24 protein-coding genes are annotated in these 25,631 nt (G+C 53.2%); 11 read left to right on the top strand and 13 right to left on the bottom strand.

The window, feature by feature from the left end:
* Positions 1-1,348 precede the first annotated feature (1,348 nt).
* Entirely contained in the window at positions 1,349-1,741 is a 393-nt protein-coding gene (locus GEI7105_RS0114960) for a slr1601 family putative cell division protein (protein ID WP_017661251.1), read from the bottom strand.
* A 200-nt stretch (positions 1,742-1,941) separates the two neighbouring features.
* Positions 1,942-2,037, bottom strand: a complete 96-nt coding sequence (psaM, locus tag GEI7105_RS0114950) for a photosystem I reaction center subunit XII (protein WP_017661250.1) — start codon at positions 2,035-2,037, stop codon at positions 1,942-1,944.
* 395 nt (positions 2,038-2,432) lie between these two features.
* Here psaM and GEI7105_RS0114945 point away from each other — a divergent pair, with 395 nt between their 5' ends.
* Positions 2,433-3,140: a MeeY/MeeF family manganese export membrane protein gene (locus tag GEI7105_RS0114945; RefSeq protein ID WP_017661249.1), complete on the top strand. Its 708-nt coding sequence runs from the start codon at positions 2,433-2,435 to the stop codon at positions 3,138-3,140.
* A gap of 64 nt (positions 3,141-3,204) precedes the next feature.
* On the opposite strand, the gene ndk is transcribed toward GEI7105_RS0114945, so the two are convergent.
* On the bottom strand, positions 3,205-3,654 hold the full coding sequence (ndk, locus tag GEI7105_RS0114940) for a nucleoside-diphosphate kinase (RefSeq protein WP_026097675.1): 450 nt from the start codon (positions 3,652-3,654) through the stop codon (positions 3,205-3,207).
* Positions 3,655-3,824: 170 nt separating this feature from the next.
* Entirely contained in the window at positions 3,825-4,838 is a 1,014-nt protein-coding gene (galT, locus tag GEI7105_RS0114935) for a galactose-1-phosphate uridylyltransferase (RefSeq protein WP_026097674.1), read from the bottom strand.
* A gap of 307 nt (positions 4,839-5,145) precedes the next feature.
* Between galT and purF the strand changes: the two genes are divergently transcribed.
* The gene (purF, locus tag GEI7105_RS0114930; protein ID WP_017661246.1) at positions 5,146-6,609 is read left to right on the top strand and encodes an amidophosphoribosyltransferase; all 1,464 of its coding nucleotides are present in this window, start codon (positions 5,146-5,148) and stop codon (positions 6,607-6,609) included.
* 783 nt (positions 6,610-7,392) lie between these two features.
* Here the strand turns inward: purF and GEI7105_RS0114925 are convergent.
* Positions 7,393-10,743 (bottom strand): PAS domain-containing sensor histidine kinase, encoded by a 3,351-nt coding sequence (locus tag GEI7105_RS0114925; protein ID WP_017661245.1) that lies wholly within the window; start codon positions 10,741-10,743, stop codon positions 7,393-7,395.
* Positions 10,744-11,104: 361 nt separating this feature from the next.
* Between GEI7105_RS0114925 and GEI7105_RS0114920 the strand changes: the two genes are divergently transcribed.
* Both GEI7105_RS0114920 and GEI7105_RS0114915 read left to right on the top strand, forming a co-directional pair.
* Entirely contained in the window at positions 11,105-12,130 is a 1,026-nt protein-coding gene (locus GEI7105_RS0114920) for an ABC transporter permease (protein ID WP_017661244.1), read from the top strand.
* 203 nt (positions 12,131-12,333) lie between these two features.
* The gene (locus tag GEI7105_RS0114915) at positions 12,334-12,582 is read left to right on the top strand and encodes a DUF8620 family protein (protein WP_017661243.1); all 249 of its coding nucleotides are present in this window, start codon (positions 12,334-12,336) and stop codon (positions 12,580-12,582) included.
* Between the two features lie 19 nt (positions 12,583-12,601).
* On the opposite strand, the gene GEI7105_RS30720 is transcribed toward GEI7105_RS0114915, so the two are convergent.
* The 3 genes from GEI7105_RS30720 to GEI7105_RS0114900 form a co-directional block, all read right to left on the bottom strand.
* Positions 12,602-12,934 carry a DUF6335 family protein gene (locus tag GEI7105_RS30720; RefSeq protein ID WP_017661242.1) on the bottom strand — a complete coding sequence of 111 codons (333 nt, stop codon included), beginning with the start codon at positions 12,932-12,934 and terminating at the stop codon, positions 12,602-12,604.
* Between the two features lie 60 nt (positions 12,935-12,994).
* Positions 12,995-13,624: a signal peptidase I gene (gene lepB / locus GEI7105_RS0114905; protein WP_017661241.1), complete on the bottom strand. Its 630-nt coding sequence runs from the start codon at positions 13,622-13,624 to the stop codon at positions 12,995-12,997.
* Between the two features lie 312 nt (positions 13,625-13,936).
* The gene (locus tag GEI7105_RS0114900; protein WP_017661240.1) at positions 13,937-15,850 is read right to left on the bottom strand and encodes a thiamine pyrophosphate-binding protein; all 1,914 of its coding nucleotides are present in this window, start codon (positions 15,848-15,850) and stop codon (positions 13,937-13,939) included.
* Positions 15,851-15,886: 36 nt separating this feature from the next.
* Between GEI7105_RS0114900 and GEI7105_RS38515 the strand changes: the two genes are divergently transcribed.
* The 3 genes from GEI7105_RS38515 to GEI7105_RS0114880 all read left to right on the top strand — a co-directional run bounded on the left by GEI7105_RS38515 (position 15,887) and on the right by GEI7105_RS0114880 (position 17,418).
* The gene (locus GEI7105_RS38515; protein ID WP_158413214.1) at positions 15,887-16,036 is read left to right on the top strand and encodes a hypothetical protein; all 150 of its coding nucleotides are present in this window, start codon (positions 15,887-15,889) and stop codon (positions 16,034-16,036) included.
* A 262-nt stretch (positions 16,037-16,298) separates the two neighbouring features.
* The gene (locus GEI7105_RS0114890) at positions 16,299-16,688 is read left to right on the top strand and encodes a SpoIIAA family protein (RefSeq protein WP_017661238.1); all 390 of its coding nucleotides are present in this window, start codon (positions 16,299-16,301) and stop codon (positions 16,686-16,688) included.
* A gap of 262 nt (positions 16,689-16,950) precedes the next feature.
* Entirely contained in the window at positions 16,951-17,418 is a 468-nt protein-coding gene (locus GEI7105_RS0114880) for a tetratricopeptide repeat protein (protein ID WP_017661236.1), read from the top strand.
* Here the strand turns inward: GEI7105_RS0114880 and GEI7105_RS0114875 are convergent.
* From GEI7105_RS0114875 to GEI7105_RS0114865, 3 genes are all read right to left on the bottom strand, one after another.
* Positions 17,401-18,507, bottom strand: coding sequence for a sensor histidine kinase (locus GEI7105_RS0114875; RefSeq protein WP_017661235.1), 1,107 nt, complete (start codon positions 18,505-18,507; stop codon positions 17,401-17,403). The two genes, GEI7105_RS0114880 and GEI7105_RS0114875, sit on opposite strands and share 18 nt — an antisense overlap.
* Positions 18,508-18,855: 348 nt before the next feature.
* Positions 18,856-19,512, bottom strand: coding sequence for a response regulator transcription factor (locus GEI7105_RS0114870; protein WP_017661234.1), 657 nt, complete (start codon positions 19,510-19,512; stop codon positions 18,856-18,858).
* 170 nt (positions 19,513-19,682) lie between these two features.
* Positions 19,683-21,269: a glucose-6-phosphate isomerase gene (locus tag GEI7105_RS0114865; RefSeq protein WP_017661233.1), complete on the bottom strand. Its 1,587-nt coding sequence runs from the start codon at positions 21,267-21,269 to the stop codon at positions 19,683-19,685.
* A 165-nt stretch (positions 21,270-21,434) separates the two neighbouring features.
* On the opposite strand from GEI7105_RS0114865, the gene GEI7105_RS37390 reads away from it, so the two are divergent.
* Positions 21,435-21,620: a hypothetical protein gene (locus tag GEI7105_RS37390; protein ID WP_144053819.1), complete on the top strand. Its 186-nt coding sequence runs from the start codon at positions 21,435-21,437 to the stop codon at positions 21,618-21,620.
* 4 nt (positions 21,621-21,624) lie between these two features.
* Here the strand turns inward: GEI7105_RS37390 and GEI7105_RS38510 are convergent, their stop codons facing one another.
* Entirely contained in the window at positions 21,625-21,780 is a 156-nt protein-coding gene (locus GEI7105_RS38510; RefSeq protein WP_017661232.1) for a hypothetical protein, read from the bottom strand.
* 103 nt (positions 21,781-21,883) lie between these two features.
* On the opposite strand from GEI7105_RS38510, the gene GEI7105_RS0114855 reads away from it, so the two are divergent.
* Complete coding sequence (locus tag GEI7105_RS0114855; RefSeq protein WP_144053818.1) at positions 21,884-23,329, top strand: DEAD/DEAH box helicase; 1,446 nt, start codon at positions 21,884-21,886, stop codon at positions 23,327-23,329.
* 27 nt (positions 23,330-23,356) lie between these two features.
* Here GEI7105_RS0114855 and GEI7105_RS0114850 read toward each other — a convergent pair whose 3' ends face one another.
* Positions 23,357-23,764, bottom strand: a complete 408-nt coding sequence (locus GEI7105_RS0114850) for a hypothetical protein (RefSeq protein ID WP_017661230.1) — start codon at positions 23,762-23,764, stop codon at positions 23,357-23,359.
* Positions 23,765-24,013: 249 nt separating this feature from the next.
* On the opposite strand from GEI7105_RS0114850, the gene GEI7105_RS0114840 reads away from it, so the two are divergent.
* Both GEI7105_RS0114840 and GEI7105_RS0114835 read left to right on the top strand, forming a co-directional pair.
* The gene (locus tag GEI7105_RS0114840) at positions 24,014-24,580 is read left to right on the top strand and encodes a Uma2 family endonuclease (RefSeq protein WP_017661228.1); all 567 of its coding nucleotides are present in this window, start codon (positions 24,014-24,016) and stop codon (positions 24,578-24,580) included.
* A 61-nt stretch (positions 24,581-24,641) separates the two neighbouring features.
* Complete coding sequence (locus GEI7105_RS0114835; protein WP_035493141.1) at positions 24,642-25,403, top strand: DUF4058 family protein; 762 nt, start codon at positions 24,642-24,644, stop codon at positions 25,401-25,403.
* Positions 25,404-25,631: the final 228 nt, after the last annotated feature.

Here is a 25,631-nt window from a genome sequence, read left to right as displayed (position 1 = left end):
AGCCGAACAGTTTAACTTGCCCATTCCTCAACCGATTTTTCTCTAAGATGTCATTTTTACCCGAATTTTTCTTTTTCTCGGTCTTAATCCCTAACCAACTCCCGACTAATTTCATCCCCTTCTCGTGCTACTTGGCGTACTACAAGTTGAAGTGCGGAATGTGGGTTTAAAATTGCAGGCTCTTTCGATTTTATTATGCAAAAAAATATAAATTTAATCCCAGTTTCGATATTTGAAATTCAAACTCGAAATTCTGTAAAACTTGCAGAAATTGACATAGAGCGATCGATTAATGTTGAATAAATTCAATTATTTAGACTCGATTTATAATTGAAGAACTCAGATGCCTTCTAACCCCGAACTCAAACTAATGACAAAACTCCTTAATTTAGACGGAATGAAGGTAAAAGATTATCTGGGTGGTAATGAGGAGTAATGCTGCTTCGGTTTTTGAATCCTTGCCACGACAGGATTGTGACTGACCAGCATCATTAGAGTGCAACACGATCGAAATTTGTTTAAGTCCCGGTAGGAGGTGCGATCGATGCACCAACCCAGTTTAGGCGGTTGGGGAAACGGGCAGATGTTTATCGCCACATTAGCGCTTTCTTTGACATACTCCCCAGCCTGAAGGCGTGGGGATTCTCCAGACCTCATGGTTCTAGATTTCTGGTTCGGCGACAACCCTTACTACCCATTGTTGCCAATAAGTACCAGAGGGGTTTATCTCCCCAGACGTTTTCCCCATTACAGAGGAGGTTTCGGTATGCCCTACCGTACCTGATAATCTACTGAAAAATTGACTTTCTGTACTTGAGAACACGGGTGGCGAACCGAGTTCGCCACCGTGAGATGTCCGTGTTGCTTAGAGCTTTTACCTGTTGGAGCTTTCCCGAACAGAACCCGCTAACTCTAGTTTTCAAGGTTCGGATGCCTCGATTAGAGGCTCGGTTTTTAGACTGGTTAAATACCGTTCCAGTTCTCTGACATCATAGCAAAGTCGCCCTGCAAGGCTTGCCCTGCTCGCACTGCTTGCACTGCTTGCACTGCTTGCACTGAGCTTGTCGAAGTGAGCTTGTCGAAGTGAGCTTGTCGAAGTGAGCTTGTCGAAGTGAGCTAAGTCGAAGGCTTGCCCTGAGCCAAGTCGAAGGGGGCGAGGCTTTAGACCCAAATTTTTGGTAAAATTTCTTAAAATAGAAAGCAGCAATCTCTCATTTTTGCTGAAGCTAAATATTTGAAGGAGGCACCATGCCTGAGAAGAATTACTCTTGGAAAGGAAGCCCCAACGCCGGAATCGTCCTCACGATTTTAGCCGGACTCGGTGCGATCGCCGTCTTGTTCGTCGGCTTTACAGGTTAGGCGGCTCAGTTCTCGGCTCAGTCCACACGACCCGTCGCTGATGGGGATCGACAAGTTGGCTTTCCTCTTGCATTAACACCTTCGTCTGCTGCGGGTCGAAGTAGCGCCCGAACTCAGCTTGTAAAACCTCGACCCGCTGCTCGGTCGTTTCGACTTCAGCTTCGAGCTTTTGTAGTTCGACGCGACTGGTCAGGTGGCTGGGAACGAGACGAACCAATGCAGCGACAGCAACGAAGCTCACCGTCACGTCAGCGGCGAGTTTTAAGCTCGTTTCCCAAAGCGCCACGCGATCGCCCCGGACTTTTGATGAAGAGCGGCGGCGGGGACGGCGAGGGCGTGGAGATTCGACCGAGCGGACGGGAGCGGGACGAAAAGCGTTCATACGGCGATCGGCGCAAGTGAGACGAAACAGCGATAAAACTTATTCGAGGTTTATTCGAGATCGAACCAAAACTGCGTCGTTTTGGCAACCCGCTCCGGACAATTTTGATGGACGCTTGGAGGTTAGCCTTCGTTTTCGCAAAGCAAAGGGGGGGAAACGGACGATCCCGATGCCCCCACCTTAACAGACGACTGGCAGACTTACTTATACAGCTCCGTAGAGAGACGGAACGCCAGAATTCCCGGAATAAGGGCGATAACCAGTGCCGTTAACACTTGAGCGTCAGATAAAGGCATAATCTTAAACTCCTTTGCGATCGAGTCAGTCGTTCACTACTCTCGGTCAAAGTTCCCCATTTTGACGCTAAATGTAATAATATTTCACAAAAAAGCGAAAAAACTCAACATAGCGTGAGAGTGACTCCAACAACTGAGGGCGCAACGTTTCGAGCCGCAGGAAGACCGAAGCCTTGTTGAGTCTCGAGAGCGATCCCCGAGTCACTCGACGGAGATTCGAGTATTGCGGGAGTACCTTCACGCTTGAGGCTTCACTCTACCCTCCTCACCGTACCGCCTCCTCCCAAGATGACCAGTAAAACGCTATGGTTATTTGAAGAAGTCTGTTCCGAGGTTCGGTCGTCCGAACGCGAGCCTACAGTCGTTTGTTTGCGGTGTTCTGGTCCTAACTGTTAATGCTAGATCGACTTATCGACATTTCCCCCAATCTTGAAATCGAGGCGATTTTAATTTTAGTCGTTTTAATCGCGCTCGAAGCAGTTTTATCGGCTGATAATGCCATTGCCTTAGCCTCGATCGCCAGCGGACTCGAGGATTTAAAACTTCAACGTCAAGCTCTCAACGTCGGCTTGCTCGTGGCGTATATCCTGAGAATTTCTCTGATCTTCGCGGCCACGTGGGTGATTCAGTTTTGGCAGTTTGAAGTGGCCGGGGCCCTTTACCTGCTCTGGCTCGTTTTCAGCTATTTTTCGTCCAGCGAAGCTGAAGACGACGGACACCAAGGACCGCAATTCTCTTCGCTCTGGCAAGCCATTCCCCTCATCGCTCTGACCGATCTAGCATTTTCTCTCGATAGCGTCACGACCGCGATCGCCGTTTCCGATCGCCTGTGGCTCGTCATCATGGGGGGAACGATCGGCGTGATTACCTTACGATTTATGGCAGGGTTGTTTATTCGCTGGCTCAAAGAATACACCCACCTCGAAGATGCCGGTTATCTCACGGTCGGTCTAGTCGGCTTGCGACTCCTCGTCAGGGCGATCGATACCGATATCGTTCCCCCTCAATGGATGCTCGTTTCGACGATCGCTATAATTTTCGTCTGGGGATTTTCAAAACGAAATCCCGACATTTCTCTCGAAGATGAGGAGATGGGGAGATGAGGAGATGTTGCATCGTCCGCTCGTCCGGTCATCTCCTCAACTCAACTGAACTTGGAACTACCCGTTACTCGTGAAGCCAGGGCATCATCGTCGGCTTCCAAGTTACGAGTTCCTTTTCCGAGAACCACAGAGAAATTTCGCGGCTTGCTGTTTCCACTGCATCAGAACCGTGAATCAGATTGCGACCGATATTAAGTCCGAAGTCGCCGCGAATCGTACCGGGTTCGGCTGTCAAAGGGTTGGTCGCACCAATAACCTTACGGGCCCCGGCCACGACGCCATCCCCTTCCCAAACCATCGCTACGACAGGAGACGAAGTGATGAAGTCCACCAGTCCCTTGAAGAACGGCTTTTCTTTATGTACGTCGTAATGCTGTTCGGCGAGTTCTTGGCTAACCGACATCAGCTTCAAACCCGTTAGCGTAAAGCCCTTGGCTTCAAAGCGACGAATCACTTCGCCGACGAGTCCGCGTTGGACGCCGTCCGGCTTAATCATCACAAATGTCCGTTCCAAGGAAACCTCCTCTAAATAGCATCGAGTTACACAATTTACACAACTTAAAGCCTATCAGAGGAGAGGTAGAGATGGGGAGCTTCTTCAGTGAGCCGCGAAGCCGCGAACAGTTCGTTCACCTCGTCATCTCCTCACCTCACCTCATCTCATCACTGGTGACTGTCTTCACCTCATCCCTCTGACGAAGCGACCTCGATCGCTCGCAGAAACGCCGCACTTTCTTCGGGTAAGGCAGTATTGATAAACATTCCACTACCCATTTCAAAGCCAGCCGTGAGGGAAACGCGAGGCACGATCGCCAGATACCAGTGGAAATATCCCGTTTTGTGTTCGTCTGTAGGAATCGATCGAATCGTGTAGTTGTAATCGGGATCGTTCAAGCCGAGATAGAGCTTGGAGAGTACCGTTTTCAGCGTTCCCGCGAGATCGACGATTTCTTCGTCGGTGATGTTTTCAAAGGAGGAGGTGTGACGCCGGGGAAAAATCCATAGGTGAAACGGTGATAAGGCAGCATAGGGAACGAAGGCGACGAAATGCTGACTTTCCCAAACAATCCGCTCTTGGCTTTCGAGTTCTTCGTAAAGCGTGCGACAAAACAGACATTCGCCGCGATCGTCGAAATGGCGGATGGCTTCTTGGGTTCGCAACCGCAGTTGATAGGGAACGACGGGGGTAGCGGCGATTTGGGAGTGGGGATGTTCGAGGGACGTTCCGGCGGTTTTACCGTGGTTTTTGAAGATAATGATGGCGGAGATGCGAGGATCGTGTCTCATGTCCGCGTATCGCTGGCGATACATTTGTAAGACGTTGGCAACGTCGTGAATGGGAAGTTTGGCGAGGGTAACGTCGTGGCGGGGGTGTTCGATAATGACTTCGTGGAAGCCAACGCCGGACATCGATCGAAACATACTGTGTTCTCGACGTTCGGGAAGTTCGCCTTCGGGAGTAAAGGCGGGATATTTGTTAACAACCGATCGCACTCGCCAACCGCGATCGTCACAGAGTCTAGCCCGTTCGACGCCTGTGAGGTGTTCGTTACCCTCACAAAACGGACAGTCGGCTTGGTAGCTTGGAAGAGGAGCAGTGTCGGTTCGGTCTTTACTGAATTGGTTCGGCCGTTTCGATCGCTCGGTGGCGATGACAACCCAATCGCGGGTAATGAGATTCTGTCGCAACTCCGTCATGAACTCTGTTTTAGAAAACTTTGCCGGAAGAAACCGTCGAGTGTTTCGATCGCGTAGCTTCATTTTGGCATTGCCCCCGGCCGATAATGCCACTTTGCAACAATCGTTGATGCGATCGAGCGTGCTGCGAATTTGTAGAAATGTGGATTTCCGATCTTTTATCGCGAGATTGCGATTCAATTAAGGAAATATTAAGCTTGCGTAAGCGGTAACTTTGGCATCTTACGTAACAAAACGATACAGTGTAAGTGGATCGCTCTCAGTTTTTCCACCATACGCTCCCTCATTAGGAACGGCTCTCATCAAAATGATTCCCACCCCTTCCCTCTCCCGCGACGAAACCCGACCGGACAAACCCGAAGAAGCCTGTGGCGTTTTCGGCGTCTACGCTCCGAACGAAGACGTAGCCAAACTGACGTATTTTGGCTTGTACGCTTTGCAACATCGGGGTCAAGAATCTGCTGGAATTGCGACGTTTCAGGGAGATCGGGTGCATTGTTATAAAGACATGGGACTGGTTTCTCGCGTCTTCAACGAGGAAATTCTCAGCCGACTGCCCGGACAAATGGCTATCGGCCACAACCGTTATTCAACCACCGGATCGAGCCACGTGAGAAACGCTCAACCGGCGTTAGTGGAAACTCGGCTAGGAACGCTCGCCTTAGCACATAACGGCAACCTTGTCAACATCCGAGAGTTGCGAGAAGAACTCGATCGCCGCAACTGCGACTTCGAGACGAGCAGCGACTCAGAAGCGATCGCCTTGGCCGTTGCCACGGAGGTCGATCGCGGGAAAGACTGGCACGATGCCATTGCCAGCGCGTTAAAACTCTGTCGTGGAGCGTTTAGCTTGACCCTCGGCACGCCGATCGGCATTTTCGCCGCCCGCGATCCCCACGGCGTACGTCCTCTCGTCATTGGCAAACTGGACACCGAACTCAACGATTACGTCTTTGCCTCGGAAACCTGCGGGTTAGACATCATCGGTGCGCGTTACGTGCGAGAGGTGCAACCGGGCGAGATGGTGTTCGCCAACCAAAACGGCATTTCCTCGCGGATGTGGGCCGACGAGTCCACGCCGAAGCTATGCGTGTTCGAGAATATTTACTTCGCCCGTCCCGACAGTATGACGAACGGCGAAAGTCTCTACAGCTATCGGATTCGCATCGGTGAGATTTTGGCGAAAGAGTCTCCGGCAGACGTGGATATGGTCATCGGCGTTCCCGATTCGGGAATTCCAGCGGCGATCGGTTTTTCGCGGGTTTCGGGTATTCCTTATGCTGAAGGGTTGATCAAGAACCGCTACGTGGGACGCACGTTCATTCAGCCGACGCAGCATATGCGGGAGTCGGGAATTCGTATGAAGTTGAATCCGCTCAAGGATGTATTGGAGGGTCGACGGATTGCGATCGTGGACGATTCGATCGTGCGGGGTACTACGAGCCGTAAGCTAGTCAAGGCGTTGCGCGAAGCCGGTGCGACGGAGGTTCATATGCGCGTGTCGTCGCCGCCGGTGACGCATCCCTGTTTCTACGGCATCGACACGGACGATCAGAAACAACTGATTGCGGCAACGAAATCCGTCGCAGAAATTCGCGAGCAAATCGGCGTGGATTCTCTGGCGTATTTGAGTTGGGAAGGGATGCTCGATGCTACGGGACAGGGACGCGATCGCTTCTGTTCGGCCTGTTTCACGGGAGATTACCCGATTCAAATTCCCGAACAACTCAAACACTCGAAATTAATGCTCGAGGAAGTCCTCGAGGTGTAGGTGAGTTTGAGCAGAACCGCCGCGCATCCTACGATTCGACCGTAAGGTGAATCGATAATTAGCGGCGGACAACAATGTACTATAATCAAAGTTAGCCAAGTACGGCACTATTGCCCACCCGACAAGAACTCTGGAGTCCTGGGTAGATACAAGACCCGCTTGGCAAGGTACAACTGAACCGGTCAGTCCCGGCATCACCCGATTCATAAATGTAGGGAACGGGCAAAAAGTTGGCATCAGAAATTTCAACCCAAGCCCACAAGCAGAAATGACCTGGGGTGCTGCCAAGGCAGAAGTTCCTGGCAGTAGGCGAGAGTGCCGCCTCCCTCTCTGGTAGAAGGACTGAGAAGCTACCAAGATTCGTCGCAGCGCTCCAACCATAGCCAATAGGCTTGGTTGGTGGTGAAGCGGCGGTGAGTTTCGGTGCATCCCCTGAACAATGCGATAGCGAGAGAAGGGGATAGCGCCGAAACGAACAAACTGGTAAAATTGCCTTACCGGAAACGGTCTTTAAGATCCTAAGGGTATGGTTCGCAACACCCGAAAAACCCGTGGTGGAGGTAAACCACAAAATCGCCAGTTGGTGTTGTCAAGAGAATTTGATTCTCGCTTATGTCTGCGGTGGGGCGCATCGTGGACGTTAAACAAACAGCCTGTGAAGGCGTTCTGACCGGGGGTATTCGGGCTTGCTCGTTTATCTAGGCATGAGCCAGTGAAACAGGAATCTCCGACCATACCCGCTAGGGTTGGGGGGAGAGCGTCAAGATCTCCTCCCTGACGAACTCACAGGGAGGAGTTTTTGCTTTTCGAGACCGGAATTTCCACAACAAACGTGGTTCCCTCGCCCCGACGTGACTGACAGGTTAACGCCCCCCCGTGGCGATCGACGACGATTTGATAGCTAATCGAGAGTCCCAGCCCGGTTCCTTTCCCCACGGGTTTGGTGGTAAAAAACGGATCGAAAATGCGATCGCAAATCTCAGGAGTCATACCGACACCGTTGTCAGAGACGCTCAAGCGCACGCGATCGCCCTCGACGACTTCTGTGGCGATCGTAATCGTCGCTCCTCCTTCGGTAGTGCGGCGGCTCTCTAACGCGTCGATCGCGTTGATGAGGAGATTCATTAACACCTGGTTGAGTTGTCCGGCGAAACAGTAAACGCGGGGTAAGTCGCCGTAACGTTTGACCACCTCGATGGCGGAGTGCGTGGGGGTTTCGCGCAGGCGACTCGCGAGAATCGTGAGGGTACTGTCGAAGCTTTCGCGGACGTCGATGTCTTTTTCTTCAGATTCGTCGAGACGTGCGAACGTTCGCAGCGATCGCACGATTTCTCGAATTCGCACCGCTCCCGCTTGCATGGACTCGAAAAGTTTCGGGAGATCGTCGACGAGATAATCGAACTCGATCGCCTCGAGTTCGGCTTCGATCGCTGGCGTGGAGTCGTAGGTTTGGCGAAACAGCTCGATGAGGGCGAGCAAATCGTTGAGGTACTCGCGAGCGTGGACTAAATTGCCGAACACGAACGAGATCGGATTGTTGATTTCGTGAGCGACTCCGGCCACCAACTGACCCAGCGAGGACATTTTTTCAGCTTGTACCAGTTGCGCCTGGGCGGTTTGCAGTTGTCGCAACGTTTGCTCGAGTTCCCGACTTTTTGCCGTCGCCTGACGTTCGGCTTCCCGAGACTGTTGGTACAAACATCCTTGTTGAATGGCGATCGCCAGGCGATCGCAGACAGCTTCGAGCAGTTCGATCGCGACTTCGTCCCAGGGTTGACTGTCGGTTTCGTAGGAGCAGGCTAACACGCCCAAATCGCCCCGTTCGGTTTGTACGGGCAACAACAAGAGCGATCGATAATCGAACTCCTCCAAAAGCGTTTTAATCTCGCCGTCGTCCAAGCGAGCGACGTCGTCGATCCGAAACGGTTGGCGTTGCGTGACGATCGCCGCTAGAGGTTCGACCACGTGGCGCGGATAGCAGGCGATGCGACTGGGGAGCAAGACGTTTTTATCCTCGGCGACTAGCTCGAAAAACGGCTCGCCAAACGCATTTTCAACGTCTTCGTGATACCACAAGAAATAACAGCGATCGACCCCCAACAGCGATCGCACCTCCCGCACCGTCGTCTCTAAAATCGCGTCCAAATCGAGCGATAGACGAATTTGGCGGGCGAGTTGGTTGACAATTTGCTCTTGCTGTGCTAGTATTTTGTATTTTGTTTCTGAGGCTTGCAGTGCGAGTTCGGCGTTTTTGCGATCGGTGATGTCGCTGGCCGTTCCGATGATGCGTTCGATGGTTCCCCGTCCGTCGAACAAGGGAGTCAGCGTCGTTTGAAACCAGACCTCGCCCCCATCGAGCGGGATACATTCTTCATAGGTCACGGGAGCGCCGCGCACGACACAATCGAGATAATGCTGGTTCATTTGGCTGCCGACGTCTTCGCCGAACACTTCGAGGGGAGTTTTTCCACTGGCCTCGGCAGACTCGATCCCCGAATTCCTCTCGGTCATAGCGTTCCATCCGACATAGCGAAACTGTCCGTCCTCACCGAGATCGAGGACGAACACGAGACTGCCGACGTTATCGTAAATCGTGCGTAAAAACTGTTCTTGCTGGCGCAGGCGTTTCTCGGAGGCTTTTTCGGCGGACATATCCCGCATAATCGAGGAAAGATAGCATTGCGAGCTGTCTGCGACGCCGTGAGCGATAACGACTTGGGAGACAGGAATTTCTGTCCCGTCGCTGCCGAGAACTGTCGTTTCGCCTCGCCAAATTCCCCGTTCCAGGGCGGTGGGAATCGCTTCGGACATCAGCCGTTCGGCGGCTTCGGGGGGGTGGAACTGACGAACGTGATATCGTTCGATTTCTTCTTCGGCAGTCAACCCCATCAGTTGGCGTCCGCCTCGGTTTAAATACAAAACATTGCCATTGAGGTCGGCGGTTCCGATGTAATCGGTGGTGGTATCGACGATGACGGCGAGGCGTTCCCGTTCGAGTTCTTCGAGTTTGCGTTCGGTAATGTCGCGGGCGATCGCGTAAAAGGTTTTGTCGTCGGGAAAGGAGGTCGTCGTCCACGCCAGCCAACGACAGTCGCCGTCTTTAGTCAGACAGCGGTTTTCAAACCAGACGACATCGCGACCTTGCGCGACGCGTTCGGCTTCGATGCGGGTGCGATCGCGATCGTCGGGATGGACGAAGTGAATGTACGGAATCGACTGTAATTCGCTCAGAGAATAGCCCAGGGTTTTTTCCCAAGTGGGATTGAGGCGTTTGAAGTAGCCGTCGAAGCTGATGATACAGATGAGATCGAGGGTGGAGGTAAAGAAGCGATCGCGTTCGGCTTCGGCCTGCTTGCGTTCGGTCACGTCGAGTAAAATGCCGTCCCAGACGATATCGCCATTCTCTTGGCGTTCGGGTTGGGCGATGCCCGAAATCCATTTGAGTTGTCCCGAGGCGGTATAGTTACGCCATTCGTGCGTCCAGATGGTCAGGGTTTGTGCCGATCGCGCGATCGAGGCTTGAAATTCCGAGACATCTTCGGTGTAAATCAGACGCCAAATGGCATCGGCGTCCTCTCGGATCTCGAGGGGTTCGACTTCGTAGAGGTGTCGTGCGCCGGGACTGATGTAGGAAAATTCGTGAGAGCCGTCGGAGTGGAGAACGTATTGATAGATAATACCGGGAAGGTTGGCTGCCAGTTTCTCGAATTGCAGTTTTTGTTGTTGCGTTTGGCGATATTCCGTGAGGTCTGTAGTCAGACTCTCGAGGCGCAAGCCGTTGCGATCGCTGACCTTCCACAGTTGACTGCGAACGCGCCGTTCTTCACCGTCGGGACGGACGAGGCGGTATTCGACAACGGCTTCGGATTCTCGGCGATCGAGCCACCGTTCCACGACGCGATCGCGATCGTCGGGATGGACGGCGTCGAACCAAAGAGTCGGATCCTGTTGGAACTGCTCGAGCGATCGTCCATAAAGCCGCTCGCCCGCTCGATTGAGGCTTAATACCGTTTGACTGGTAACGTCCATCGACCAGACGGCTTCTGTCATACGTTCGAGCAGGCGATCGGGTTCGATCGGACTAGCCATCGCTCCGATATTCGGATGTTGAGATTCGAGGGAACTATCAGTCATAGGAACTGTGGAGGCTATCGAACAGTTAGGAAAAATGGATAGCGAGGAAGGCACGAAACATCGCTCGTCCTAGAACATATGACACCGACCGCACCGCTCGATCGTTTGACGCGCATTCGCCCTATCATTGACCTGAGACTTTAACAGACCCCGTTTGCCGATCTCCCGCTTTTACCTTCAAAAAACTGTTAGTTTCGCTAAGTGTTTCTTACTATTTTTTGTAACGTTCTATTGTAGGATAACAAACACTTTCGATACCTGCGATCGCTGGAGGGGTCTAGTAAAATTTACCAGCTTCCGCGAAAATACGGACGAATCTTTCCCGTTAAAAATCTCCCGCGTTCGAACCTTCACGATTCCTATGTCTCGTTCCCGCGCCCTACAAAGTTACGTTCTCGTTCGGTTACTCTTAGCCCCATTAATGTTGTGGACGATCGCCACAGTGGTCTTCCTGCTCTTACGTGCGACTCCCGGCGATCCCGTCGATGCCATTCTCGGACCTCGCGCCCCAGAAGCGTTTAAAGACGAATTACGCGAACAATTGGGCTTAGCGGGGTCTCTTCCCCAACAGTACGGTCGCTATCTCCTCCAACTGTTGCAATTCGACCTCGGCGAATCGGCCACGAGTCGCGGTCAAACGGTCTGGGAAATTATCGGAAATTTCTTCCCCGCCACCATCGAACTGGCTGTGGGGAGCATGCTCGTGGCTGCGGTGGTGGGGGTAGGCGTGGGGATGCTGTCGGCGTCGCGCCCCAATACGCCTTGGGACGTTGGCGGACGACTGTTCGGAATTCTCACGTACTCAGTTCCCATGTTTTGGATGGGGATGTTGTTGCAACTGATTTTCGCCGTACAGTTGGGTTGGTTTCCCCTCGGCACCCGATTTCCCTTGGGCGTTCCCGCTCCCGCAGGGGTAACGGGATTGTATTTAGTCGATAGCCTCTTGGCGGGTTCTCCGCAACAGCTTTTCGCCGCTTTGCATTATTTGGCGCTTCCTTGCTTGACGTTGGGCATTTTACTCAGCGGTATTTTCGAGCGAGTCGTGCGGGTCAATCTCAAGCAAACCCTCAAAAGCGATTACGTCGAAGCGGCGAGGGCGCGGGGAATTCCAGAAGGGCGCGTTTTAGTGGCTCACGCTTTGAAAAACGCTCTCATTCCGACGATTTCGGTGTTCGGGTTGACCTTCGCTGCGCTGTTGGGGGGCGCGATTTTAACGGAAGTGACGTTTTCTTGGCCGGGGTTAGCCAGTCGCCTGTACGAAGCGATTTCGGCACGAGACTATCCTACCGTTCAAGGAATTGTCGTCTTTTTTGCGGCGATCGTCGTTGGCGTTAGTATTTGTATTGATATTCTCAATGCTTGGATCGACCCTCGGGTTCGGTATTGAGCCGGGGAGATGATGGGATGATGGGATGATGGGATGGGGAGAAATTCTGAGTCGGTGCGTGACGATCGATCGGTCTAACGATTCACACCCGATTTTTCAAGTCACGCACCCTACCACTGTTGACGGTTGACTGTTCACTGCTCGCTGTAAAAGGCTGGTGACTGTTCTCTCGTCTCCTCATCTGAAATTTACGGAGCGATCGCATGGATAAAGTGATTCAGTGGCTTAATTGGATATTAGTGGTCGATTTCTTTTTCGTGTTGTTTAGCTTGGCGTGGCTGGCCGTTGCGGTCGCCGGTCGCGCCTCGGGAATCGACCTCGGGTTAGATTTGTGGTACGGACTTTGGGAACCCCTGTTTACCCCCGCTATCGGTTTGTTAATGGGGGGTGCAATCCTAACAGGGGTCGTCGGTCAAGTTCGCAAACGGTTACAGTCCAACTCGAAAATCTAATAAATCTAACCTTTTCGACTTATCGTTTGGGGTTGGCATTCTCGGGGGAGGCGGACTCGGGGAGTTCGTCGAGGTCATCTCGTCGATAAACAGGTTCGGTGTCTGCATGGGGGTCGCTCCCGCCGAGTTGCGCCGAATCTGCATCGAGTTGCCAGCGTTCCTCGTCGCGTTTTTCGAGTTTGTCCTTGAGGTGTAGCGGTTCTTCTGGTTCGAGTTCCGCACCCACTTCTGCGGCCATATTATCGACCCCTCGGCGATCGACCATCGGCTTCGTATCGCTCACGGCGTCTTCGACTTTTCGTACGGGAGGCGTCGTTGCATCGGGGGTTTGGGGAGTATTGGGGGCGTTCATAGACAGTCCTCCGGCTTACGGCTTACTGAAAGACTAACGCGGCGAGAGGGCTGTCAGCGTCTACCGTTCGGTGGATTTGTCAAGAGCGATCGCATTCTCGAGGGGGCGATCGCTCTCCACGACACTTCCCAAACGAGAGACCGGCCAAAACCGGAACCAGGCGCGACCGATCGCGTTTTCCTGCGGTAAAAAGCCCCAAACGTGGGAATCGTTACTGTTGTTGCGATTGTCCCCCATCACGAACAAACTGTCTGGAGGAACTGTCGCCGGTCCCCAATCGTATTTCGGGACTTCAGCGATGTAGTCTTCCTGTAAGGGGAGTCCATCGATATACACCGTTCCCTGAGAGACTCGAACCGTCGCCCCCGATCGCGCGATGACTCGCTTAATAAACGCTTGGTCGGGACGAAACCCCTGACGCTGTAGTTGGGGCGGCGGACTGAACACCAGAATATCGCCCGGTTGCGGGGGATTGAAATAGTAGGAAATCTTTTCCACGATCAAGCGATCGCCCTGTTCTAAGGTCGGTAACATCGAATCTGAGGGAATATAGCGAGGTTCGGCGACAAACGTGCGTAGCAGCAACGCCAACACTAACGCGATTCCCAAAATCCGAATATTTTCGCCATGGTCTCGCCAAAACTGCCCCCATTTTGAGGTTTTGGCGGTGTCGTTTTCCTTCGAGGTCATCGTATCGATCTAAACCGTAAGCAAGAGTCCAGTTTAGCGCGATCGCGTTCGGGAAGGGGAGAGGGGGAGAAGGGGAGAGGGGGAGAAGGGGAGCAACTGTCAACTGTCTTCACTGTTTCGCGGCTCACTGCTTCGCGGCTCACTGTAAAAGGTGCGTGACGATGATAGGTTCTCACAGTGGACACCCAATTTTTCAAGTCACGCACCCTTGTCTGTTGGCGGTGTACATTGGTGGTGCGTGACAGATCGATCGTGAAGACCGATCGACACCCGATTTTTCAAGTCACGCACCCTACGACTGGCGACGGGTGACTAGCCGACGAGTTCTTTCACCTTGGCGATAATGCCATCGGGATCGATGCCTTGGTGGGGATACTGTTCCCACAAGCCGCCACAACCTTCTTTATGAGTGCCGAGATGGGCGAACTTCGGCGTCAAGCCCCGTTCGAGTAACCAGCTTCCGAAACGGCTTCCGAGTCCGGTACGACGGTTGAAGGCTTCGACGACCAACACGAACGGCGACGCGCCGATTTTGGCGATCGCGTCTTCGTCCACGACGTTCAACGTCGGTTTGTTAATCAACCCGACATCAATTCCCTCTTGCTTGAGTCGTTCCACGGCGTCGAGGGCGCGATAGAGCGCATCGCCGAAGCTGACGACGTACCCGGCGGTTCCTTCGCGAATCACTTCATCTTTTCCGGGGGTGAAGGTGTAACCCTCGCCGAAAAAGTCGTTTCCGTCCGCATCCAGAATATTGGGAACTTTCGATCGCGTCGAGAAGATAAAGCGCATTCCCCGATCGTGGAATATCGCTTTGACGCAAGCGGCCATCTGTCCGGCGTCGGCGGGGAAGTACAACTTCGTATCGTAGCCGTCGTCTAACCCATTATCGGCAAACATATTGTTCAAGCCGAAGTGACAGGTATTGTCCGCCATGTCGTCGATTCCCGAGTGGGAGAAGTGACAGAGGACGTTGGAATAGTTCAACCGCGCCATCGTGATTTCGGAAATACACATTTCCAAGAAGGCGCTGAAGGTGGCGAAAATTCCCTGTTTGCCGTCTTCCATACCGAATCCGGCAGCAGCGGAGAAGTTCCCCCGTTCCATGACGCCACCGCTGACGAAGATGTCTGGGGCAGCTTGGCGAATTTGTTTTAACCCGCAAGAGCCTTCTAAGTCGCTGTCGATGCAGAGGAAGTTGCGTTTGCGTTCTTCGGCGTCTTTTTCCAACAGAATCGAGGCTACAGTTTCGCCGAAGACGTTGCGCTTCGAACCGACTTTATCTCCCGACCCCATGTAGGTATAGGGGTTTTTGGGCTTCTCGATTTGTTTGAGGAAGTTGGCGGCGTCGCTGCGTCCTTTGGCGTCTAAATATTTAATTGCCGCATCGACGGGAATGACATCGTGACCGTGGGGCGATCCTTCGATGCCGTCGATTCCCGTAGCCATTTTGCGTTGGTTGACCACTGCCACCGGGCCAGAGGTGGTGACGGCTTGGCACATCCGACGATAGAGGTCGTCTAGGTCTTCGCCGTCTCCTTCGAGGATGGTGAGTCCGTGACCGGCCAGGGTTTTGGCGACGCTGAATCCTTTGAGGTAGTCGGAAGGATGGCCGGCGATGGTGACGTCGTTGTCGTCGATGAAGAGTTTGACGTTGAGGTTTTGGGAAACGGCCATGCGGGCGGCTTCGGCGTCGTTGCCTTCTTGCTGCGATCCGTCGGAACCGAGGCAGCACACGACGCGATCGGGGTTGCCCATCGCGATGCCGTTGACGTAAGGCCAGAGGTGTCCCAAGCGACCGGAACTGAATTTAATGCCGTCGGTCAGTCCGAGTTCGGGGTGTCCCGGTAGTTTGGAGTGGGCTTCGCGGTAGCGCAGGAGTTGTTCGGCCGGGAGTTCGCCGTAAATGGCCGCCATGAGATATTGGGTCGCGACGCGGTGTCCGGCTTCGTCGAAGAAGACGGGGACGAACTGGTCGGGGTTGCCTCGGAAGAAGGCGTCGAGAATGGCGACTTCGGGGGCGGTATCGTAGGGGCCGCCGGTGTGTCCGCCGACGCCTCGGGCGGCACCCGTGGCGGTGAAGAAGACGATCGCATCCCGGATCAGTTGGATGTTGGCTTTGAGGGTTTCCCGTTGGTCGTCGGTCAGTTGGGAAACGTTCGGGTCGAGTTTGAGGGGTGTGTATGCGTTGAGGTCGATGGGAAATTTGGTTTGAGTGGCAGTCATGTGTGGTTTTCCTACTGAACGATTTTCTAAACAACAGTGTTAAGGGTGCGATGTGGGCGATCGCCCGTCGTGGGTTTTGAGGCTGCACGTCAGGGCGATCGCTCGAAGGCGTTTTCCGATACGATCGGCAGTTCTCGGCGAGAAACCCGCTTTCACCATACCGAGAGAGGGCGATCGCTGGCGTAAAGGTCGGGTTAAGAGAAAATCCACGCGATCGAGCGCGATTGCAAAACGGTGACGCTCTGCTCTGGCGAACGTATTGGACGCTAAACCCTCACACCCACTGAGGTCTCGCTCGAATTTCTCTACAGGGATCGCGCCGATCTCGTGCTGATATTGTACTGATGTTAACCGTTGCCGGTATTGTCTCACACGACGGCCAGTCCCCCAGGGCAAAACGCTAGAATTAAAGTGCGATCGTCCCCGAAATTGGGGAAGGAGTTCTGTTATGTCGATTGCACTGATTCCTCTGAAAAACGACGCGGCGATCGGGTTGAGCATCGATGGCAAGATCGAAGCCAGCGATATCGATCGCATTTCTGAGGAAGTCGAAAAACGGTTGCAAACTCACGAGCAACTCCGGGTTTACGTGGAAATGAAACGGCTCGGTGGAATTTCTCTCGAGGCGTTGTTTGAAGACCTCAAGTTCGCCTTCAAACATTTTAAGGATTTCGATCGCAAAGCAGTCGTTTGCGATGCGAAATGGGTCGAACCGGCAGCGTCTATCTCGAACCGACTGTTCCGTCACATCGAGGTGAAGTGCTTCCCGTTCGATCGCCAAGAGGAGGCGAGGAGTTGGATTTGCGAGTCCCTTCAAACACCGAGCGATCGCTCGTAATCCTTCGAGAGTCTCTAACCCAAACCCCTTACTGTTGCCCGTTGTCGGTTCCCTGCTCCCTCGACCGAAGGTCGGCGAGTCGGGAAACGTTTGGGGTGTCGATTGAATTTTCGAGATCGATCTTTTTGCCTCGATCGGTCTCGAGCAACTGCCAAATTTCTATCGTTGGGTAGAGCGAAAAGACTGCTTTGCGATAGACGAAATCGCTTGAGACTCTCGGTAAGGTTGAAGATGACGACCACCAACCGAGGAGATTTTTGGTATGCGTTCGATCGATTTTTTGACTCGACCCTTCAATTGGTTCCCGACATTGAGTTTAGTTGCAATACTCGCCGTCGCCCCCAACGCGATCGCCGTTCCCGACAACGATTTCAACCCGCCCAACTACCGACAAGAAGCGTTACCGAGAGAACTCGACACCGCTAGGGCTTGGGAAATTGTGGGGCGAAACGCCGCTGCGACGGGAGATTACCACAACGCCATCGTCGCCTTCGACAAAGCGATCGATCTCTCGAGGCGACGTCAGCCGCAGTTGTACGAACAACGGGGGTGGGCGCACTACCTCCACGGCGAACCCCGAAGCGCGATCGCCGATTTAGAGACCGCCGCGCAACTCTACACCCGACGGGAACGGTTGCAACGTTCGGCGAACGCACGGCAAATGCAAGAGTTTGTCCGCGATCGCCTCGTCGAAGGCTCTCCGTCACCCGATTTAGCGGTTCGTCGGTAGGTAAATGCGAAAGACGCTCCCCTGTCCGATTTCCGAACAGACTTCGATGCGCCCGCCGTGGGCGGCGACGATACGGTGAGACAGGTGCAATCCCAACCCGCTACCCGATCGCTTGTGGCGACCTTGGCGAAATCGCTCGAACAGGTTTTTCTGGTCTTGAAGCGAAATTCCGATTCCCGTATCTTTGATTTCGAGAATGCTTTTGTCCCCTTGGCGATCGAGGTAGAGAGATACGGTTCCGGCGTCGGTAAATTTAATTGCGTTACCGATAATGTTGGCGAAAACGCGGCGCAATTCGAGGCGATCGCCGACGAGAGTGCGATCGAATGCTTCGGAACAGTTGCACTTGAGCGTCAGTTGCTTTTCTTTGGCGAGAGGTGTCAGTTCGTTGGCGATTTCTTGAATCGTTTCGTAGAAGTCGAATCTCGAAAACGTCAGTTCTTTTCGTCCGGCTTCGTAGCGATACACTTCTAAGAGAAGGTTGACCATATCGAGTAAGTTTTGGTTGCTGCGAACCATCGTGGCCAACGCCTCTTGCATGGTGTCTGAGAGTTCCCCAAACGCGCCCGATTGCATTAGGGAAAACATTCGATCGGCGGCGACGAGGGGAGTGCGGAGATCGTGCGTTAGACGGGAGACGAAATCTTCTCGTTCTCGTGCCATGCGATCGCGTTCGTCGAGGCTGTGTTTGAGGCGAAGCAGCGATCGAACTCGCGCTTGTAACTCGTCCATTTCGACGGGTTTGCGAATGAAATCGTCTGCACCGACATCCAACCCGCGAACGACGCTCGATCCTTCGTGAGCGGTGATCAATAAAATTGGAATATAGGCTAAATTGTCGTTGGCTCGCACGCGACGAGTCACATCGTAACCGTCGAGTTTGGGCATCATGACATCGAGTAAAATCAAGTCAGGCGGCTGTTTTTCGATTTTCTCTAACGCCACGAATCCATTTTCAGCAACGTCAATTTCATAACCTTCGTCTTCGAGAATTGCTTGGATGAGAAATAGGTTATCGGGGGAATCGTCTACGGCTAAAATGCGATCGCGTTGGGTTTCTCGTTCGAGTTTTGGATCGGAGCTTGTCATGAGAGAACTCAGAAAATTGGGTAACGTCTGAATTTATTTTATTTGGGTGCATCTCACTGTTGTAAAAATATGAGTCTGGGGGAGGTTGGACTTCGGCTTCGCTCAGCCTATGGGTGGAGCGATCGCGAAACCCAACAACAGCTCGATTTTTTGATGAATTTACATTGTTAAAATGCACTCAAACATTGGAGTTTAAAATGAAATTTTTTGGGTCTTCGGAGTTTGTGGTTAAAAACGTATAAAATGATACAAAAAATCGAAAATTCGAGAGCCAAAACCCTTGAAATCTCGTGAAGTTAGTTTTTCTGTCACCCTAAATTCCGAAGAGCCAATTTTTTAATAAATATTTCATTTTAATAAATGATGTTCGATCGCAAAACGGACTAATTCAGATCGATTAGCCGTATCTGTTTTTCTTAGCAAATTACTGACATATTTCTCGATCGTTCGAGGACTCAAAAAAATGCGATCGCCAATTTGTGCGTTCGACAAGCCCTGAGCTAACAATTCGAGAACTTCCTGTTCTCGGGAAGTTAAATCAATTTGTGGCTCTAACGCGACTGATTCGTTTCGACGTTCTTCTCCCTCCAAAGACACCGGCGATCGCTGCGCTTGCGAAGCATGACCCATCATCGTATAGCGATCTAAAAAATTCCGCACGACGGCACTGAGTTCCTCCAACTCGAACGGTTTGGGCATATACAAATCGATTCCCAACTGATAACCGCGAATGCGATCTTCGATTTCGTTGCGAGCGGTAAGAAAAATCACCGGAAGCAGCCGAAACGCCGGTTGTTGGCGAACCTGACGGACGAGTTCGAACCCGTCCATTTTCGGCATAATCGCATCGGTCACGATCAAATGGGGCTGGTATCGTTCGACGAGTTCCAAGGCTTCGCGGCCGTTGGCTGCCGGAACGGCCGAATAACCCGACATTTCTAAATAATCGGCGATCGAAAGACGCGTTCCCGGATCGTCATCTACGACCAAAATGGTAAGCGGCATGAGTGAAAAGTCGGGTTCGACCCAATATGAAACAACGTCCGGCGGACAACAACAACGCCAGAAAAGACAGAACTTAGAGTGTGTAAAACGGCTTTAAACGATCCCGTTCAGAGAGGACGCATCGAGATTCGAGGCTGCTGAAAACCGTCTCTAGGTTCGTCAGAATCCCTTTAAACTGCCGAGACTTGCCAGCTCGACGGCCGACCGAGATTTCCCACTAAGGTAATGCCGCGTTGGTTAGCGTGCAAGTGACGCAGGATTTTATAAATCGTCTCGATCTCTTGAGGACAGCCGACCTGTTCGGCAATTTCCTCGAGGGTCATTGGTTTGCCCGAAGACTGAAGGAGTTCGACCACCTGCTTCTGTAAGTCCAACACCACCGCAGCCGCTTTCTTTCCGGCCTCGACCCCCGGTTGGTGGTACGCGTTGACGTTAATCAACGATGCGTACAGCCCCACAGCCCGTTCGTACAGGGCGATTAACGCCCCAACAGAGCGAGGACTGACTCGGGGAACGGTCACAGTAATCGAACCCCGACCGTTCTCGAAGAGGGCTTTGCGAGTGCCTTGCAAGAATCCCGAAAGGTAATCTCCCGAGGTGATACCGGGTTCGAGTTCCGGGGAATCTCCCTCGCGATCTTCGAGAACTTCGATAAAGGTGACGAAAAAGTTGGGAATTCCTTCCCGTAACTGCTGGACGTAGGCGTGTTGGTCGGTGGAACCTTTGTTTCCGTAAACGGCGATCCCTTGACGGACGACGTTTCCATCGAGATCTTTTTCTTTTCCTAACGATTCCATGACCAGTTGCTGGAGGTAGCGACTGAACAGCAATAGGGAATCTTTATAGGGCAGAACGACCATGTCTTTTTCCCCTTTACCGTTACCCGCACGATACCAAGCGAGAGCGAGCAGTGCTGCCGGATTAGTTTTAATGTCGGGGATGCGGGTGGCGGCGTCCATTTCTCTGGCCCCCGCGAGCAGGGCGCGAATATCGATGCCTTGTAAGGCGGCGGCGGGAAGTCCCACGGAGGAGAGTTCGGAGGTGCGGCCACCTACCCAGTCGGCCATGGGAAAGCGAGCGAGCCAGCCTTCGGCTTCGGCGGTGCGATCGAGTTTGCTATCGACGCCGGTAATGGCGATCGCTTGTTTGGCAAAGTCGAGACCCCGTTGGGCGAAGGCGTGTTGTACTTCTAGCATTCCGTTGCGGGTTTCGGGGGTGCCGCCGGATTTGGAAATGACGATAACCAGCGTGCGATCGAGTCGATCGCGTAACTCGTACAGGGTGCGATCGATCCCCGCCGGATCGGTATTATCGATAAAGCGAACGTCGAGGGGAGCGTCTTTCGGAGCGAGGGCGTCGGCGACAAACTCGGGACCCAATGCCGAACCGCCGATCCCGATCGAGAGAATATCCGTAAAGCGATCGCCGTTGGGGGGGTGGACTTTGCCCGCACGAACCTTGGCGACGAAGGTTTCGATTTGTTCGAGGGTGTCGGTAATTTCCGCTTCGATTTCTGGAGTCGGGGCTAAATCGGGATCGCGCAACCAATAATGACCGACCATGCGGTTTTCGTCCGGGTTGGCGATCGCGCCGCTTTCGAGAGCTGCCATGTCGCGAAACGCCTTGTCGAACTTCGGTTTCAAGCCAGCGACAAACGCATCGTCGAAGTCTACGCGGCTGACATCGACGTAAAGTCCTAATGCTTCGTGATAGTAAAGCCAGTTTCGATAACGTTCCCAGAGCGTAGCGGCATCCATAAAGTCGTTTGACCTCTATCGATTTCGTTCTCGGTGCGACCGTTCCCGTCTCCCGCGCTGTCTCTGACGAGATCGCCGCAGTTGTGACGAGTGCGACGGTGCGAGACTCCCCCTTAGCGTATCACGGCATTTGCAACGCTCTGCTGCAAAAACCTTTACAGAAAAATGGGAATTCCCACTATCATGGAAGGGGTAGTGTATCGATCCACCACTGGGTCGGTCACTCGCCCCAAAACCTTTGAAGGCGGCAGGACGCACCGTCGCTACGGACTGGACGACCCGTCCGCATTGGTGAAATACACCCTGGCGATCGCGATTTCTAACTCAGTCGCTGGGGACGGTGTGAGGTGAAACGCTATAGCATGGTCAGACCGAACAGACGCGCGCCGCGTGCGTAACCCCCCAACGGAACGCGAACACCGGGGGCTGAGCGGAAACCAACGGATAGCGAGATAGCAGCGACCTCGAGAGAGCGATCGAAGGCGATCGCATCGCAAGAGCGACTGTTCACACTTCCCGCCGGTCGTCCGTTGACCTCAGCTTTTCGTTCGCATGCTTGGGAGCGTAATGCTCGAAAGCGTTTTCTACACCTTTGTCACAACTTTAGCGTTTGCATGACACCAGAGACCACAGCCGACCAGATGCAACATCAGACGTTTGACGATTTCGGACTCCGTCCGGAAATCTTAAACGGAATTCGCGAAGCCGGATTTCGAGCGCCGAGTCCGATCCAGCAAGAAGCGATCCCCATTATTTTAGAAGGGCGCGACGTCGTGGCACGAGCGCAGACGGGAACGGGAAAAACTGCCGCGTTCGGACTCCCTGCGATGAACGCGGTGAAACACTCGAACTCTGTCGAAGTTCTCGTTATCGTCCCTACCCGCGAGTTAGCCTCTCAAGTCAGCGACGAACTTTATCGCCTCGGTCGCTACGACGGGATTCGCACCGTGGCCGTGTATGGCGGTCAGTCGATCGATCGCCAAGTGAGTTTGATCCGACGCGGGGCGCAGGTGGTCACGGCGACCCCCGGACGCTTGCTCGATCATCTCAAATCTAAGCGTTTGGAGTCGTTTAACCCCTCGATCGTCATTCTCGACGAAGCCGATGAAATGCTCGATATGGGCTTTCTCGACGATATCGATCAGATTTTTAAGTATTTGCCCGAAGAACGTCAAACATTACTGTTTTCGGCAACGGTTCCTCCGGCCATCCGTCAGTTGGCCAAAAAAATTCTCAAAGATCCCGTTTCCCTCGACGTGACGCCGAAAGGCGGCGCAACGACGAACGTTGATATTACCCAACGCTACTACGTTCTTGAAGAACGGGAACGGGAAGAAGCGTTAGTCCGATTGATCGATACCGAGTCGCCCAACAAGGCGTTGATCTTCTGTCGGACGAAGAAGGAAACGGATATGCTCTGCACGACGCTGGTGTCGCGCGGGTACGCCGCCAGTTCCCTCCACGGCGATATGCAGCAGCGACAGCGCAACGAGGCGATCGAAAGCTTTAAAAAAGGCCGGATCGATTTGCTCATCGCGACTGACGTGGCGGCGCGGGGTCTCGACATCAACGACGTCACGCACGTTTTCAACTATCACATTCCCTTCGACCCGGAAAGTTACGTCCACCGCGTCGGACGCACGGGACGCGCCGGACGCAAGGGAACGGCGATTACTCTCGTCACGCCGTTGGAGTTTAAAAAACTCACCCGCATCATGCACACTTCGGGAGCGCCTTTGGTATACGAAGAGGTTCCTACCATCAACGAGGCCAAAAAACAGTATCAAAACGAACTGTTGGGCAAGTTGCAACACCAGCATATCGATGAAGAAGCGGTCGAGTTGTTGCAACGCCTCGAGGAAGAAGTCGATTTATCTCAAATCGCCTGTAAAGCACTGTCGATGTTGCTCGATCGCCAACCCGTCGGCGGTCCGAGTCGCATTGGATTTAGTTCCAAGGAAGTCGAACGGATGATGCACCGTTCCAAACGGCGCAAAAGCAGCGGAGGCAAACGCCGATACAATTCTCGCAGTGCTCGCCCCCGCCGCTACAAACGTTAAATTCCGTACACTCGGGTTAGTGGCGGATTACACAGCTTGATACGGCGAACCTTCCAATTTGCGGCATTCTTTCAAGCCCAAATTGGGATTTTCGCGGTATTCCTCTGTGGGAACCCACACGCTCACCTCGAACGACTCCGTGTCGCCGTCGCTTTTCGTCGAAACCCAATAGAGGTAATCGACATCGCGATCGTAGTTCAGTCCGACGCGGAGATTAGAAAAGTCGTCTTCGCAAATCTCAAACCCGAACCGTACCACGATTTGCGCTAAGAGACATTCGGGAGTGTGTCGGTGTTCCCCAGCCGTTTCTCGTTCGTCCCAAAACTTTTCTAAAAAGCGATCGAGCTTTGGCAGAACCTTTTCCGGGCTACCGTTGCGACTGGCATACAGGATAGCGGGGTTGCCTTCAACTAAAATATGGAAGGTGGTATTCATCTGTTCTTCTCTCCTTGCTTGCAATACTGCCGAATTGAGACGGGAGGTTCCTGCCTCGGGGACTGAACTTTCCTGTTTCCATTATTCGTGCGATCGCGATCGCGTGCCAGTTGCAGCCGTGCGGAGTTCGGGGAGAAGCGTGCCACATCCTCGTCGAACCGTTGCCAAAGCCTCAACGAGAAGGCTGAACGCTCTTCTCTCTCAGCCCAGAAGAGATATACTGATATCGTCAGAGAGGCGCGAACTGCCATGACGATTTCGACCCAAAACGTATCGGGGTTGGCAGAATTTTCAAGGCGAACCGATATTGAGGAATCCCCCGCTTGGGAATTTCAAAATGGCAACGCCAGTCAAAAGCCGATGCCGGGACTTCAACACAGTCGCCTTCAAGGACGCTTGGCGGGACGGATTAACCTGCACTGTCAGGGATTTGAGGCGTTGCCGGAGCTGCGATGTACGGTACGAGGGCGATCGCTCGTCCCCGATTTGGTGATTTTGCCAGATACAGACATCCCTGTAGACGAGTCGGGAAGAGTCAGTGCCAAAGGGATCGAGTTTGTACCGCCGTGGGTGGTGGAAATTCTCTCACCCGAACAGAGTTCGATTCAGGTTACGCGCAAAATTTTGTTTTTGTTACGCTGTGGAACCCAGTTAGGCTGGTTAATCGACCCAGGAGAACAGGTCGTATTGGTGTTTCAGCCAGACGGCTTGCCCGAAGAGTTTGTCGGTGAAACGAATTTGCCGATGTTAGCAGGTGTCGATTTGACCTTGACGGCGGCGGAAATGTTTGGCTGGTTGAAGGGCGAGAAACGTTAAAACGCGATCGTTCGCTCCAGTCTTCAGACTCGGGGTGGCAGGAGTTTCTGGAGGCTTAACGATGAAACCCTTTCCAGGGATGAATCCCTATCTCGAAGCGCCCGATTTGTGGTCGGAGGTTCACAGTCGCCTTATCGTGGCGATCGCAGATGCTTTATCCGAGTGTTTGAGTCAAGCCTATCGAGTGGCGATCGAAAAACGGGTGTACCTCAGTGAAGGGGAAGAAAGCGTCGCCATCGGGATACCAGACGTTTCAGTGTTGTCCCAACCCTCTGCACCCACAGAGCCAACCGATGCTGTGGCGACAGCCGAACCTGTGACGGTGACGATCCCGATGCCCGAAACCGTGCAGGAACGGTATTTGGAGATTCGCGAGGTGAGTACGGGCGCCGTCATCACCTCGATCGAAGTCTTGTCGCCGACGAACAAAAAGCCGGGAGTCGGCCGTCAAGCCTACGAGCGCAAGCGTTTGCAGGTATTAGCCAGCCAAACCCATTTAGTCGAAATCGATCTATTGAGGCGAGGAGAACCGTTACCGGCGATCGGGGCAGCACGTTCCGATTATCGCGTGTTAGTCAGTCGCAGTTGGGCGCGTCCGACGGCGCAGTTATACGGATTCACCGTACGTCAGCGGTTGCCAGTGGTGAAAATTCCCTTGAAACCCGGTGAGGCAGAAGTCGAACTCGACTTACAGGAGGTGCTTGAAGGGTTAATCTGTCGGGGACGGTATCATCTGGCGATCGACGATTCCGTCCCCCCCGATCCGCCGTTGAACCAAGAGGATTTACATGGGTTGGAAAGGTGGAGAGCCAGCTTGGAATGACAAGCTTTTGGAGACAAGGGGACAAGGGGAAATTCTCATCCCCTCATCACCCTCAGTGGTGCAGAAAACTTTTCGAGATCGGGAATTGACAAAATACATAAAATATGTATTGGTGGGATTTGAGCCAGATCCCCGGCATCTCCAAGATGACGGGGATCTCCGGCAACCATTTACCGATCTGGGATTTTGCGGGCAATCCTTTAATACGGCGATATCTTTTCTAACAAG

The sequence above is a fragment of the Baaleninema simplex PCC 7105 genome (assembly GCF_000332355.1).
In the GTDB taxonomy this organism is placed as follows: domain Bacteria; phylum Cyanobacteriota; class Cyanobacteriia; order Cyanobacteriales; family Geitlerinemataceae; genus Baaleninema; species Baaleninema simplex.
The sequence above is the reverse complement of the archived record's forward strand: the minus strand, read 5'-3'. Positions and strand labels throughout refer to the sequence as shown.

Excerpts from the sequence above, each read along its gene's own strand:
- GEI7105_RS0114925 (WP_017661245.1), bottom strand. The coding sequence starts at position 10,743 with ATGACTGATAGTTCCCTCGAATCTCAACATCCGAATATCGGAGCGATG.
- GEI7105_RS0114835 (WP_035493141.1), top strand. The coding sequence starts at position 24,642 with ATGAAACCCTTTCCAGGGATGAATCCCTATCTCGAAGCGCCCGATTTG.
- GEI7105_RS0114850 (WP_017661230.1), bottom strand. The coding sequence starts at position 23,764 with ATGAATACCACCTTCCATATTTTAGTTGAAGGCAACCCCGCTATCCTG.
- GEI7105_RS0114840 (WP_017661228.1), top strand. The coding sequence starts at position 24,014 with ATGACGATTTCGACCCAAAACGTATCGGGGTTGGCAGAATTTTCAAGG.
- lepB (WP_017661241.1), bottom strand. The coding sequence starts at position 13,624 with ATGACCTCGAAGGAAAACGACACCGCCAAAACCTCAAAATGGGGGCAG.
- GEI7105_RS0114890 (WP_017661238.1), top strand. The coding sequence starts at position 16,299 with ATGTCGATTGCACTGATTCCTCTGAAAAACGACGCGGCGATCGGGTTG.
- GEI7105_RS0114870 (WP_017661234.1), bottom strand. The coding sequence starts at position 19,512 with ATGCCGCTTACCATTTTGGTCGTAGATGACGATCCGGGAACGCGTCTT.
- galT (WP_026097674.1), bottom strand. The coding sequence starts at position 4,838 with ATGACGGAGTTGCGACAGAATCTCATTACCCGCGATTGGGTTGTCATC.
- GEI7105_RS37390 (WP_144053819.1), top strand. The coding sequence starts at position 21,435 with ATGGGAATTCCCACTATCATGGAAGGGGTAGTGTATCGATCCACCACT.
- GEI7105_RS0114875 (WP_017661235.1), bottom strand. The coding sequence starts at position 18,507 with ATGACAAGCTCCGATCCAAAACTCGAACGAGAAACCCAACGCGATCGC.
- GEI7105_RS0114900 (WP_017661240.1), bottom strand. The coding sequence starts at position 15,850 with ATGACTGCCACTCAAACCAAATTTCCCATCGACCTCAACGCATACACA.
- GEI7105_RS0114865 (WP_017661233.1), bottom strand. The coding sequence starts at position 21,269 with ATGGATGCCGCTACGCTCTGGGAACGTTATCGAAACTGGCTTTACTAT.
- psaM (WP_017661250.1), bottom strand. The coding sequence starts at position 2,037 with ATGCCTTTATCTGACGCTCAAGTGTTAACGGCACTGGTTATCGCCCTT.
- GEI7105_RS0114920 (WP_017661244.1), top strand. The coding sequence starts at position 11,105 with ATGTCTCGTTCCCGCGCCCTACAAAGTTACGTTCTCGTTCGGTTACTC.
- GEI7105_RS0114855 (WP_144053818.1), top strand. The coding sequence starts at position 21,884 with ATGACACCAGAGACCACAGCCGACCAGATGCAACATCAGACGTTTGAC.
- GEI7105_RS0114915 (WP_017661243.1), top strand. The coding sequence starts at position 12,334 with ATGGATAAAGTGATTCAGTGGCTTAATTGGATATTAGTGGTCGATTTC.
- GEI7105_RS30720 (WP_017661242.1), bottom strand. The coding sequence starts at position 12,934 with ATGAACGCCCCCAATACTCCCCAAACCCCCGATGCAACGACGCCTCCC.
- GEI7105_RS0114960 (WP_017661251.1), bottom strand. The coding sequence starts at position 1,741 with ATGAACGCTTTTCGTCCCGCTCCCGTCCGCTCGGTCGAATCTCCACGC.
- GEI7105_RS0114880 (WP_017661236.1), top strand. The coding sequence starts at position 16,951 with ATGCGTTCGATCGATTTTTTGACTCGACCCTTCAATTGGTTCCCGACA.
- GEI7105_RS0114945 (WP_017661249.1), top strand. The coding sequence starts at position 2,433 with ATGCTAGATCGACTTATCGACATTTCCCCCAATCTTGAAATCGAGGCG.
- purF (WP_017661246.1), top strand. The coding sequence starts at position 5,146 with ATGATTCCCACCCCTTCCCTCTCCCGCGACGAAACCCGACCGGACAAA.